We start from the raw sequence: 13149 nt of genomic DNA on the forward strand, positions 1-13149 counted from the left end.
GGGAAAACCCGCGGTCGAAATGGGAGGATCCGCATGGGCGGACTGGCATCGGTGCTTGCGCCGATTGCACTCGTGAACGAAACCGTGCTGCGATTGGGCCGCGCGGTTGGCGTCGTTGCAATCGCGTTGATGGTTGTGGCCATCCTGATTCAGGTGTTTTTTCGATACATATTGGACAACGCGCTGCCTTGGCCAGACGAAGCTGCCCGCTTCTGCATGTTGTGGATGACTGGCCTGATGGCACCCACCGCTTTCCGACGCGGCGGTTTTGTGGCCATCGACATGTTGCAGAGGTTCCTGCCACGCGGCGTCGGACAGACGCTGAATATCTTTCTGCTTTTGATTTCGCTGGCGGTTTTGCTGGTGGCTGTCACAATCGGCTGGTCCGAAGTCACCGGCTTTGGCGGCAAATTCGCAACCGCGGCGCTGTACCTGCCGACATCGTTCAGCTTTGATGAATGGTTCCGCATTCCGCGCAGCTGGATGATGGCCTCTTTGCTGGTGGGGATCGTGCTGTTGATTGCGGTCAACGTCGAGCTGATCCTGCGCTCGTTCATAACCATGCTGGGCGGCGGTCACTTGCTGCCGGAAATCCCCGACGCAGCGGTGGGGGCTGAATAAATGCTGATTTGGTTCCTTCCGACATTCCTGATCTTCCTGCTGATCGGCCTGCCTGTGTTCTTCGCGCTGCTTGCGGCACCCGGTATCCTGTTATGGCTGAATGGTCAGACCAACGACATCACGCTGCTGTATCGCAATGTCTATAACGGCATGGACAGCTTCCCGCTGATGGCCATACCGTTCTTCATGCTTGCGGGGGAACTGATGAACCGCGGCGGCATCACGATCCGCCTCGTCGAGTTCAGTCAGGCGCTGATGGGCCACCTGCGCGGTGGCCTTGCACATGTGAACGTGCTGAGTTCCATCCTCTTCGCCGGCCTGTCCGGATCGGCAGTTGCGGACACGTCCGCACTGGGGTCGATGCTGATCCCGGCGATGGAGAAGCAGGGCTACACACGCAAATTCGCCGCCGCAATCACGGCGGCCAGTTCGGTGATTGGACCGATCATTCCACCCTCGGGCATCATGATCATCTATGCTTACGTTATGGGTGAAAGCGTCGCCGCCCTCTTCCTTGCAGGCATTGTTCCGGGGGTCATGGTTGGCGTTGGCCTGATGCTGATGATCAAGCTGATGGCAGATCGGTACGACTTTCCCGTGGCCAGCCGCAAATACACATGGGGCGAACGCAGACAGGCCAGTCTCAAGGCCTTCTTTCCGCTGATGACCCCTGTCATCATTCTGGGCGGTATTCTGGGCGGTATCTTCACACCAACCGAAGCCGCAGCGGTCGCCGTTGGTTACGCGTTCATCATCGGGTTCTTCGTCTTGCGGACGCTGTCCTGGAAAGAAGTCCCAGACGTTCTGAGCAATGCCGGAATGACATCCGCCGTGGTGCTGCTGCTGGTTGGTGCCGCGATGGCGTTCAAGACCGTGGTCAGCCTGAGCCATGCACCCGAACAACTGGCCTCGCTGATCCTCAGCCTGTCGGAAAACCCGCTGATCCTGCTGTTCCTGATCAACCTGCTGCTGTTCATCGTTGGCATGTTTCTGGATGCTGGTCCGGCGATCATCATCCTCGGGCCCATCCTCGGCCCCATTTTCACCAGCCTTGGCGTCGACCCGATCCACTTTGCCATCATCATGAGCGTCAACCTGACAGTCGGCCTTGCCACGCCCCCGATGGGACTGGTGCTGTTTGTGGCTGCGGCGGTCTCACGTGAACGGGTCGAAACCATCGCCAAGGCGATCCTGCCGTTCCTGGCCGTCGAGATCATAGTGATCTTTCTGATCACCTATATTCCCGCACTATCCATGACGATCCCGAGGATAACGGGATTTGCAAACTAACTGAGTATCACAGGGAGGAAACGCATGCTCAGAGACTTCATCAAAACCGCAGCGGTGGCGACATCGCTGGTGGCCGCGTCCGCCATGGCCGCCACAGCCGCCGATTTCACACTGCGCGCGACAGCAAATTCCAACGAAAATGACGAGGACTATGATGGTCTCGTCGTTTTCAAGAACTACGTCGAAGCGGCGTCGAACGGTGCCATCGAAGTCGAGCTTTTCATCGGCACACAGCTCTGCTCGAACGGCGCCGAGTGCCTGCAGGGCGTGGCGGATGGCACCATCGATATCTACATCTCTACCTCGGGTGGGGCCTCCGGCATCTTCCCCTACGTGCAGGTTCTGGATCTGCCCTATCTGATGGCCGATGACCGGATTGCCGAACATGTGCTGTCCGGCGATTTCACCCGTCAGATGCGCGACATGGCGCTGGAGGATTCCGGCGGCGCCATCCGTTTGATGACCATCGGCAACACTGGCGGCTGGCGCAACTTCGCCAACACACAACGCCGGATTGCCGAGCCTGCTGATATGGAAGGTCTGAAAATCCGTACCGTGGTTGCCGACCTGCCGCAGGAGTTGGTCAAGGCTCTGGGTGCATCGCCCACTCCGATCCCGTGGCCGGAACTGTTCACCAGCTTCCAGACCGGCGTTGTTGAAGGCTCCAAGAACGGCATAACCGACATCATGGGTATGAAATTCCCGGATGCGGGCCTGCAATATGTTACGCTGGACGGACATGCCTACATGGGCGCGTTGTGGTGGATGAACAACGCAAAGTTCCAGGAAATGCCCGAGGACCTGCGCCGCGTCGTGGTCGACGGATTCTATGCACTGCAGCAGGCCACCTTTGCCTCGCCCAAGCGCAAATCCATTCAGGCTTATGAGGATTTCGTTGCCGGTGGTGGTGACCTGTATGTCCTGACGCCCGATCAGAAGGCCGCATTCAAGGAAGCTGCGACGCCGGTCTACGACTGGTTCCAGTCGAATGTCGCCCGCGGCGACGAAATCTTTGTCGCGCTGACCGAAGCGGTTGCTGCGGCCGAGGCCGATGTAAACGCCTCACGCGATGCAGACCTGAATTAAAACATTGGGTCGGGTCTCATGGCCCGGCCCTTATCGAAACGGGTACATCCACCCTTTGTAGTCGTTGACCAGAACATGCGCCCTTTCGATCTGCTCCGGCGTCATTTTCTTGACCACTTCCTCAAGGCTGATCGCCGCGTCGGGGTCGCCTCCGATGGCGCTGAGCGTGTACCACATGTAGGCCCGCACCAGATCAGGCGCTGGCATCCCGAGACCCAGTTCGTAGTACCAGCCGACACCCGACTGCGCCCCCGGATGCCCCTTCATCGACGCGCGCAGATACCATTCGAATGCGCGCTCATAATCCTGTTCGACGCCCAGACCCAACCCGTACATCACGCCAATCAATTCCTCGGCCTCGGCATTGCCCGACCGGGCGGCTGGCAGAAGTTCCTGTCGCGCAGCCTCGAATTCTCCGGCTTCCATCAGATCGCGCGCTTGTTCCAATTCGGCAAGAGCGGGGGTCGCAAGAAAGCAAAGGGCAAGAACAAACTGGCGCATGGTGTGGCTGCATTCCTCTGGGCCGGGACCGCGGTGGCACAGGATTTGCCGCGCCCGCTGACAGATGCTGATTTCATCCCCTTTGATATGGAACAGGCCGCCATCGGTCATCAACTGTTTTACGATCCAATCCTGTCGGGCAATCAGAACATCGCTTGTGCCCATTGCCACCATCCGGATTTCGGCACATCGGATGGGCTATCATTAGGCATCGGCGAGGGCGGACAGGGTCTCGGGCCAGACCGCACACCGGGGCGTGGCGCGGACAGGATACGCAAGCGCATTCCGCGCAATTCGCCCGGGCTGTGGAACCTTGGGGCGAAAGACATCCACACCGTGTTCCACGATGGCCGGCTGAGCATCTCGGATGTCTACGGCAACGGGTTCAATTCACCGGCGCAGGAATGGCTGCCGGGTGGGTTGAACTCTTTGCTCGCCGCGCAAGCGCTTTTCCCCCTGACCTCGCAGTTCGAAATGGCAGGCAACGTTGCCGAAAACCAAGTCACAGGGGCCGTGCACGACCGGATCGACAAAGGCTGGCCGATCCTTGCCAAACGCGTGCGCACCGATCCGATTTATGGCCCTGCCGTCGTCGCCGCATTCGATGACATCAAGCAGACCGAGGATATCACGATCACCCAGATCGCCAACGCACTGGCGGCGTTCATGGCCATCGAATGGCGCAGCACCGACAGCCCGTTCGATCAGTATCTCGCAGGAAACGGCGAGGCGCTGTCGTTTGCGGAGAAAGACGGCATGCGGCTGTTTTACGGAAAGGCACAGTGTTCCACTTGCCATTCCGGGCCATTGATGTCGGATCAGAAGTTTCATGCGCTGGCCCTGCCCCCGTTTGGACCGGGACGTACACGGCAATGGGACCCCTACGCCCGCGACGTCGGTCGCATGGGGGAAAGCAACCGGATCGACGACGCCTATCGCTTTCGCACTCCCATGCTGCGCAATGTCGCCCTGACTGCGCCTTACGGTCACAATGGCGCGTTTCCCGATCTCGAAAGCATGATCCGGCATCATCTGAACCCCACATACAGCCTGTCGCAATGGACCCGCGATATGGCCGCGCTGCCCGAAGTTCCATGGCTGCAAAAAGCGGATTTCGTGGTTTGGGATGACCGCTTTGAAATGGAACGTCAGCGCACCAGGATAGACATAACTCCGGTCGCGTTGACCGATGCTGAGATCGACACCCTGGTCGACTTTCTGAACGCACTGACAGGCACGAGTGTGGATACGCCACCATTTGGTGTACCCGAGGGGTTCGTTCCATGATGAAACCCCCGCCCTTTGGCGGGGGTTGATTGAATGCTTACTCGGCCGCTTCCTCATATTCTGACATGGGCGGGCAGGTGCAGATGAGGTTCCGGTCTCCGTAGGCGTTGTCGACGCGGTTGACGGGGGACCAGTATTTGTCGACGCCCATGGAGCCCGGCGGGAAGCAGGCCTGTTCGCGGGTATAAGGGCGGTCCCATTGACCGACCAGATCGCGCACGGTGTGGGGGGCGTTTTTCAGCGGGTTGTTTTCCGCATCGATTGTGCCGTCGATGATGTCCTGCGCCTCCGAGCGGATCGACAGCATGGCGTCGCAGAAGCGGTCGAGCTCGGCCATCGGTTCCGATTCCGTGGGTTCGACCATCAGGGTGCCGGCCACTGGCCAGCTCATCGTGGGCGCGTGGAAGCCTGAATCGACAAGGCGCTTGGCGACATCGTCGACGGTGACATGCGCTGCCTCATCCAGCGGGCGGGTGTCGAGGATGCATTCATGCGCTACACGGCCGGTCTCGGAAGTGTAGAGGATCGGGTAGGCATCCTTCAGGCGCGCGGCGATATAGTTGGCGTTCAGGATCGCCACTTTGGTGGCCTGCGTCAGACCCGCGCCGCCCATCAGCAGCACATAGGCCCATGAGACCGGCAGAATGGACGGAGACCCAAAGGGCGCGGCCGAGACCGGGCCCACAGCGGTGCCGTATTCCGGATGGCCGGGCAGATGTTCCTCCAGATGCGCCTTTACGCCGATCGGACCCATGCCGGGGCCGCCACCACCATGCGGGATGCAGAAGGTCTTGTGCAGGTTCAGGTGGCTGACGTCACCACCAATGTCACCGGGGCGTGACAGGCCGACCATGGCGTTCATGTTGGCCCCGTCGATATAGACCTGACCGCCGTGATCATGGGTGATCTGGCAGACCTCCTGCACGGTGGTCTCGAACACGCCATGGGTGGACGGATAGGTGATCATGCAGCCGGCCAGATGATCCGAGTGCTTCTCGGCCTTGGCGCGGAAATCGACCAGATCAATGTTGCCGTTCTCATCCGCCTGCACCGGCACGACCTGCCAGCCCACCATCTGCGCCGAGGCCGGGTTGGTGCCATGGGCCGAGGTCGGGATCAGGCAGACATTGCGCTGCCCTTCGCCGCGGGCAAAGTGATAATTGCGGATGGTCAGCAGGCCCGCGTACTCGCCCTGCGCGCCTGAGTTGGGCTGCTGCGAGATCGCGTCATAGCCGGTGATCTGGCACAACTTGTCGTTCAGATCGGCAATCATCTCGTGATAACCCTGCGCCTGATCTTCGGGGCAGAACGGGTGCAGATTGCCGAACTCGGGCCAGGTGACCGGGATCATCTCGATCGTGGCGTTCAGCTTCATGGTGCAGGAGCCCAGCGGGATCATCGCCCGGTCCAGCGCCAGATCACGGTCGGCCAGACGGCGCATATAGCGGGTGATCTCGGCCTCGGCCCGGTTCTTGTGGAAAATCGGGTGGGTCAGGTAGGCGCTTTCGCGCAGGGCATAGTCGGGCAGGCGGTATTGCTTGTTCGAGCTGTCATCCTTGCGGTCAATACCGAAGGCCCCCCAGACCGCCTCAATAGTTTCGGCGCGGGTTTGCTCGTCCAGGCTGATGCCTACTCTCGTGTCTCCCACCTTGCGCAGGTTCACACCACGCGCCACCGCGGCTTCCATGACGGTTTTCTGCAGGTGGCCGACCTCGACCGTGATCGTGTCGAAGAACACTTCCGGTTCAACGGTAAAACCTGCTTCCTCCAGACCAACAGCAAGGCGCGAGGTCTTGCGGTGCACCGATTGCGCGATCGCCTTGATCCCATCGGGACCATGATACACGGCATACATCGAGGCAATGACGGCCAGCAGCGCCTGCGCGGTGCAGACGTTCGAGTTGGCTTTCTCGCGGCGGATATGCTGTTCGCGGGTTTGCAGGGCGAGGCGGTAGGCCTTGTTGCCACGGCTGTCTATGCTGACGCCGATGATCCGGCCCGGCATCGCGCGTTTCAGCTTGTCAGTGGTCGCCATGTAAGCGGCATGCGGGCCACCATAGCCCATCGGCACGCCAAAGCGCTGGGTCGAGCCGATGGCGATATCCGCGCCCATCTCGCCCGGGGATTTCAGCAGCGCCAGCGACAGGATGTCGGCAGCGACGATGGCGATGGCTTTATGTTCATGCAGCGCCGCGATCTCGTTGGTGAAGTCGCGCACATGACCATGGGTGCCGGGGTACTGGAAGATCGCGCCAAAAACGGCGCCGGCATCAAGGCTGTCGGGGTCAGCGACCTGCACCTCGATGCCCAGAGGCTCGGCCCGCGTTTTGATCACCGCGATGGTCTGCGGGTGGCAGTTCTTGTCCACGAAGAAGGCTGCGTTGTTGGCCTTGGACCGACCGCCGCGCTTGGCCATCGCCATGGCCTCGGCGGCGGCGGTGGCTTCGTCCAGCAAGGACGCATTGGCCACGTCCAGCCCGGTCAAGTCGCTGACCATGGTCTGGAAGTTCAGCAGCGCCTCAAGTCGGCCCTGGCTGATCTCGGGCTGATACGGCGTGTAGGCCGTGTACCAGGCCGGGTTTTCCAGGATGTTGCGCAGGATCGGCGCCGGCGTGGTGGTGCCGTAATAGCCCTGACCGATCAGCGAGGTCAGAACCTTGTTCTTGCTCGCCACCTCTTTCATGTAGAACAGCGCATCGCGCTCGGTCATCGCCGGACCCCAGTCCAGCGGCTCTTTCTGACGGATCGCAGGCGGGACGGTGGCGTCGATCAACTGGTCCAGCGTCTTGAAGCCGATCACTTTGAGCATGTCACGCATCTCGGTCGGGCTGGGACCGATGTGGCGGCGATTGGCGAAGTCATAGGCTTCGTAGTCAGTGAGTTTGAAAGCCATTGGTAACGCTCCTCAAGGAATGTCTCACCCAGCCGCTCCATCAGGAGCCTCCGGCGGTAGTATTAGTAGTAAGATGAAGAGGCGGAGCCTTGTGCAAGCCCCGCAGCACGGTCAGCCTATGAAGGCCTTGTAACCAGCCTCATCCATCAGATCTTCCAGTTGCGAGGCGTCGCTGATCTTGATCTTGTAAATCCAGGCCTCGCCCTCGGGGTCTTCGTTCAGCGCGCCGGGATTGTCGGCCAACGCCTCATTCACCTCGGTGATCTCGCCGTCAACCGGCGCATAAAGCTCGGACGCCGCCTTGACGGATTCGATCACGCCGATCTCGCCGTCTTTTGCGAATTCGTTACCAACTTCCTGTTGTTCCACAAAAACCACGTCACCCAGTTGCTCGGCCGCGTGCGCCGTGATGCCCAGCGTGGCCGTGTCCCCTTCAACATTCAGCCATTCATGCTCTTCGGAATAATAGGTTGCCATATTGTCTCTCTCCTGGCTTCAACGCTTGTAATTCTGGGTGACAAAGGGCAGCGCCACAATCTCGGCGGGTTGCGGCTTGCCCCGGATGATCAGGTTGACGGTTTCGCCCGGTTCACCATGCCCTGCGGAGACATAGCCCATCGCAACCGGTGCACCGACAGTCGGGCCAAATCCGCCCGAAGTGATCTGACCAATCGAATTGCCTTCGGCGCACTGGATCTCGACACCCTGACGGGCAGGTGCACGACCCTCAGGCCTTATGCCGACCAGCTTGCGGGATGCGCCCTCAGCCAGTTCTTTTTGCACGCGGTCTGCACCCGGGAAGCCGCCTTCTTCCTTGCGGCGTTTTTGAATGGCCCAACCCAAGGACGCCTCAATCGGCGAAGTGCTCTGGTCGATGTCATTGCCATACAGGCAAAGCCCGGCCTCCAGCCGCAGGCTGTCACGGGCCCCCAGTCCCGCCGGTTCGCAATCCTCATGCGCCAGAAACGCCCTTGTGATCTCGACGGCCTTGTCCTCAGGGATCGAGATTTCGTAACCGTCCTCGCCTGTGTACCCCAACCGCGAGATACGGCATTCGACACCGTTGATGTCACCCACCATGGTTTCCATGAACTTCAACTCACGCACTGCGGGGCAGAGCTCACCCACCACATCCTCGGCCTTCGGGCCCTGCACCGCCACCAGCGCACGATCGAAGATTTCGGTCACTTCGACGCCGTCCAGATGGGCTTGCATATGCGGGATGTCCTGATGCCGCAGCGCCGCGTTCACCACAACGAAGTAGTGATCGCCCGCGTTCGACACGATCAGGTCATCCATAATCCCGCCTTCCGCGTTCGTGAAAAACCCGTACCGCGCCTTGCCTTCCTTCAGCGTCGCATAAGCCTGCGGGCACAGCGCCTCGAGCTTTTCTCCGACATTTTCGCCCCGCAGGATCACCTGACCCATATGGCTCACATCAAACACCGCCGCCTTTTCGCGGCACTGCTTATGCTCACCCATGATCCCCAAAGGGTACTGAACCGGCATCTCCCAACCCGCGAAATCGACCATCTTGCCGCCGAGTTCAACGTGCAAGTCGTACAAAGGTGTGCGTTTTGGAGCGTCTGTCATGGCGTGTACCTTTTCGTTCCAAGTCATCAGCACGAATGCTCGTTAGTCTGAATCAAGCCGAGCAATTTGCAACGACCGATTGCGCCACTTTAGATGGGATATGAGCACATGCATCACTGTTTAAGATTTCCTATAGGAAACTTTTTTCCGTTACGCAACACACAAGATTTTGCTTTCAGCCCCCATATACGTCTACCGCATGTTCCAAAACACGAAGGCCGGTAACAAGATCGCCCTCCGCCGTGTCCTCTGCAAAGTCATGACTGATTCCATCGATCGACGGCACAAACAGCATGGCGACCGGCATCAGCCGCGCGACGTTTGTCGCGTCGTGCAAGGCGCCGGACGGCATGTGACGCCACAGGTCCGGGGCAGCTTGCTGGGCGCCCTTTTCAAGCGACGCCTGCAGAGCCTTATCCATTGCAACCGGCTCCAGCCCCAGCAGTGGACCAAAGCTCAACGACATTCCTTTACGGTCCGCGATATCCTGCGCGGTCATGCGAATGATTTCTTCCATTCGCAAAAGACGATCAGGGTAACGATCCCGCCACTGCATTGAAAACCGGACGCGCCCCGGAACAATCGAGGATGCGTTGGGGTGAAGATCAACATGCCCGATTGTCCAAACGGTCTGCGGGGTCACAACGTTCCGAAACCGCGCGGTGATTTCGGAGTTGAAAATAGACAGAGCCTGAAACGCATCGCGGCGCAAATGCATCGGTGTCGTGCCGGCGTGGTTCTGCTGCCCCTCGAAACAGATCACCATGTCACGGATGCCCACAATATCGGTCACAACGCCGATTTTTTTACCTTCCTGATCCAGTGATGGGCCCTGCTCGATATGCATCTCGATAAAACCTGTGAACTGAGCCGGATCGACAAAACCCTGTGCCAAGTCCCGCATGGACGCCCGCGCGTCAGCAAAGGTTGTACCGGAGTGATCCGTCAGACTGTCTGCCTCAGCCAACGACAAACCCCCGGACCAGATCGCGGAACCGGTCGTGACACCGAAACGGCCCTCTTCATCCTGGAAACTGACGACCGATATGGGGTGGTCGCTGGCGCGCGCGACTTCAAGCGCCGCGATAACACCCAAGGCACCGTCCAGCCAGCCGCCTTCGGGCTGGCTGTCCGAATGGGAGCCCATCAACAGCGAGGGCGAGTCCGCCAGGCCGAACAGGTTTCCGACCGGATCGAAATGTGGCTTCAGACCCGCGTCTTGCATGCGTGACGCCAGCCAGCGGCGTGCGGCAATGTCCGCCTCGGAATACGCAGGACGCACAACACCTTTGCCGACACCCGACGCTCCGAACTCGCGCAGCTTGTGCAGATCGGCCAGAAACCGTTTTTCATCAATGGCCATAGTCCGCCCCCTCCAGAAATGCCGCAACAATACGCGGCGCGGATCGTCGCGCAAGCCGAGGGCGTCTATCAGCCAAAAATTTTGGAACCGGCCCGAGAAACCCCTCTGGTCCCGGCCCGGAACCTGTCCTAAGAGTTCGTCCAAGAGGGACCGTCATGTCACACATCACATTGGTTCGTCACGGTCAGGCGAACACCGCTGCGCGCGACGAAGAGAACTATGACAAACTGAGTGCACTTGGCCATCAGCAGGCGCATTGGTTGGGCGCACATCTGCGCGAGACACGCGCGCATCATCCGCGGGTGTATTGCGGCACGCTGGTGCGACATGTTGAAACCGCCGCCAGCATGGGCCTGTCGGACCCCATACAAGATCCGCGCTTGAACGAGATCGAGTATTTCAACATCGCCAAACTGTTCGAGCAACAACACGGTGAGGTCATTCCAACCGACCGCGAAGGGTTTGTTCAACACCTGCCCAAGACATTTGCCGCATGGGCCAACGGGGAAATCAGCGATACGCCCGAGACTTTTTCGGAATTCGAACAACGCGTATCCGATGCGCTGCACGACATCGGAACCGAGGGCGGCCCTGCAATTGTTGTGACATCCGGCGGGCTGATTTCGATGGTTGTACGGCAAGCGATGGGTCTGGACATTTCGTCAATGGCGCGCGTGGCTCTTGCCATCATGAACACGTCGATGCATCGTCTGCACCCGATCGGGACCCAACTCAGCCCGGTCCTGTTCAACGCGGTCCCGCATCTGGAAGCGCCGGACCGACAGTTTGCCCAGACGCATCTTTGACATGCTTTAACGGAGAAGCCTCGATGCAGCTATATTACGCCCCCCGCACCATTTCGGTTGCCGTCGCCATAGCGTTGGAGGAATCCGGACTGGAGTACGAACTGATCCGGCTGGATTTCGCCAGCGGCGAGCAAACGAAACCAGCCTATCACCAGATCAACCCCAAGGGGCGTGTTCCGGCGCTGGCGGTAGAGGGCGGCATCCTGACCGAGACGGGTGCCCTGCTGGAATACATCGCTGCAAAAGCGCCGCAAGCAAATCTGATCCCGACCGACCCGCTGCTGGCCGCCCGGATGCGCGAGGTGATGTACTACCTCGCTTCCACCATGCATGTGAACCACGCGCATAGGAAACGCGGCCATCGCTGGGCCGACGCACAATCCAGCTGGGACGATATGGCGGCCAAGGTGGCCGAGACCATGACGGCGTCCTGCGACTACATTGTGTCCAGTGGGTTGCGGGGCCCGTTAGTGCTGGGCGACCAGTTCAGCCTCGCCGATGCCTATCTGTATGTCGTGTGCAGTTGGCTGGAAGGGGACGGCGTGGACGTTGCTGCCTTTCCAAAGATCGTGGCGTTTCGCGACGCCATGGAAGCCCGCGCTTCGGTTCAGGCCATCAGGGCCGCCGGAATGCTCTGACCAAAGGAACTTCAATGACACATCTCTGGGTCAGGGCCGAACAGCGCCAAAATGAAGAACGGGCGGGCCTGACGCCCAAAGGCGCGGCAGCGCTAATCGCCGCTGGTCTGCGCGTGACGGTCGAGGAAAGCTCGGTTCGGGCGATACCGATTGATGGCTACAAAAACGTCGGATGTGAGATCGCAGCGGAGAATTCCTGGCCCCAGGCCCCACGTGACGCAATCATTTTTGGCCTCAAGGAACTGCCAGAGGACGGCACATCTCTGCCTCATCGCCACATCATGTTCGGCCACGCCTACAAGGGTCAGCATTCCGGCCGGACGCTGCTGGAGCGGTTCAAGGCCGGGGGCGGCACGCTTTATGATCTGGAATATCTCGTGGATGAAGATGGCCGCCGCGTCGCCGCCTTTGGCTATTGGGCCGGTTACGCCGGGGCTGCTGTCACACTAAAGACATGGGCCGCTCAGCAACGGGGTGAAGAATGCCCGCCCGTTGGAGTCTATTCAGACAAGGACGCCCTGAACGCCGAGTTGTTAACCGAGTTGGACGCGACCGGGCACCCGCGCCCCCGCGCCATTGTCATAGGGGCTCTGGGCCGGGTCGGCACGGGTGCAGCAGACCTATGCGAAGCACTGGGTGTGCAGGTCACCAAATGGGATATGGCCGAAACCGCCGGCGGCGGGCCGTTCCCCGAAATCCTGGACCATGATCTGTTTCTGAACTGCATCTTCGCGCGCCCGGGAACACCGGTCTTTGTTCCGCGCGAAGCTTTGAACGCCCCGCGCACCCTGACCGCCATCGGAGATGTAGCGTGCGATCCGGACAGCGATTACAACCCTGTTCCGATCTACGACAGGGCAACCACTTGGGATCACCCGGCTCTGCGCGTTGCGACCGACCCGGTGATGGATGTCATGGCCATAGACAACCTGCCTTCAATGCTGCCCGTCGAAAGCTCCGAGGATTACGCCGGGCAATTGTTGCCCTCGCTTTTGACCCTGACCGAGATCGGCAGCGGCGTCTGGGGCCGCGCGGCCACAACTTTCAAAACGCATATCGAAAGGATCTGAG

The 13149-nt window shown here is 60.0% G+C and carries 12 protein-coding genes; 7 read left to right on the forward strand and 5 right to left on the reverse strand.

Translation table 11 applies throughout. The features are described 5' to 3' along the window. Positions 1-33: 33 nt before the first annotated feature. From ACR3E0_RS19605 to ACR3E0_RS19615, 3 genes are read left to right on the forward strand one after another with little or no spacing between them, the layout of a single operon-like run. Positions 34-621: a TRAP transporter small permease gene (locus ACR3E0_RS19605; protein ID WP_480480727.1), complete on the forward strand. Its 588-nt coding sequence runs from the start codon at positions 34-36 to the stop codon at positions 619-621. Beyond that, on the forward strand, positions 622-1911 hold the full coding sequence (locus ACR3E0_RS19610; protein ID WP_170430858.1) for a TRAP transporter large permease: 1290 nt from the start codon (positions 622-624) through the stop codon (positions 1909-1911). Positions 1912-1935: 24 nt separating this feature from the next. Continuing rightward, entirely contained in the window at positions 1936-2997 is a 1062-nt protein-coding gene (locus ACR3E0_RS19615; protein ID WP_480480729.1) for a TRAP transporter substrate-binding protein, read from the forward strand. Between the two features lie 30 nt (positions 2998-3027). Here ACR3E0_RS19615 and ACR3E0_RS19620 read toward each other — a convergent pair whose 3' ends face one another. Then, a complete protein-coding gene (locus ACR3E0_RS19620) occupies positions 3028-3498 on the reverse strand; it encodes a tetratricopeptide repeat protein (protein WP_480480731.1) in 471 nt (156 codons plus the stop codon). Between the two features lie 3 nt (positions 3499-3501). Here ACR3E0_RS19620 and ACR3E0_RS19625 point away from each other — a divergent pair, with 3 nt between their 5' ends. Further along, positions 3502-4785 carry a cytochrome-c peroxidase gene (locus ACR3E0_RS19625; protein WP_480480734.1) on the forward strand — a complete coding sequence of 428 codons (1284 nt, stop codon included), beginning with the start codon at positions 3502-3504 and terminating at the stop codon, positions 4783-4785. 37 nt (positions 4786-4822) lie between these two features. Here the strand turns inward: ACR3E0_RS19625 and gcvP are convergent, their stop codons facing one another. From gcvP to ACR3E0_RS19645, 4 genes are all read right to left on the reverse strand, one after another. Next, complete coding sequence (gene gcvP / locus ACR3E0_RS19630) at positions 4823-7678, reverse strand: aminomethyl-transferring glycine dehydrogenase (protein ID WP_480480736.1); 2856 nt, start codon at positions 7676-7678, stop codon at positions 4823-4825. A 111-nt stretch (positions 7679-7789) separates the two neighbouring features. Beyond that, positions 7790-8155: a glycine cleavage system protein GcvH gene (gcvH, locus tag ACR3E0_RS19635; RefSeq protein ID WP_480480737.1), complete on the reverse strand. Its 366-nt coding sequence runs from the start codon at positions 8153-8155 to the stop codon at positions 7790-7792. A gap of 18 nt (positions 8156-8173) precedes the next feature. Further along, entirely contained in the window at positions 8174-9271 is a 1098-nt protein-coding gene (gene gcvT / locus ACR3E0_RS19640; RefSeq protein ID WP_480480739.1) for a glycine cleavage system aminomethyltransferase GcvT, read from the reverse strand. A 175-nt stretch (positions 9272-9446) separates the two neighbouring features. Next, entirely contained in the window at positions 9447-10634 is a 1188-nt protein-coding gene (locus tag ACR3E0_RS19645) for a Zn-dependent hydrolase (protein WP_480480741.1), read from the reverse strand. Between the two features lie 155 nt (positions 10635-10789). On the opposite strand from ACR3E0_RS19645, the gene ACR3E0_RS19650 reads away from it, so the two are divergent. From ACR3E0_RS19650 to ACR3E0_RS19660, 3 genes are read left to right on the forward strand one after another with little or no spacing between them, the layout of a single operon-like run. Beyond that, positions 10790-11440, forward strand: a complete 651-nt coding sequence (locus ACR3E0_RS19650; protein WP_480480743.1) for a histidine phosphatase family protein — start codon at positions 10790-10792, stop codon at positions 11438-11440. Positions 11441-11463: 23 nt separating this feature from the next. Beyond that, on the forward strand, positions 11464-12078 hold the full coding sequence (locus ACR3E0_RS19655; RefSeq protein ID WP_480480745.1) for a glutathione S-transferase family protein: 615 nt from the start codon (positions 11464-11466) through the stop codon (positions 12076-12078). 14 nt (positions 12079-12092) lie between these two features. Next, positions 12093-13148: a saccharopine dehydrogenase gene (locus ACR3E0_RS19660; RefSeq protein ID WP_480480747.1), complete on the forward strand. Its 1056-nt coding sequence runs from the start codon at positions 12093-12095 to the stop codon at positions 13146-13148. Position 13149: the final 1 nt, after the last annotated feature.

Source organism: Ruegeria sp. AJ12 (genome assembly GCF_056536245.1).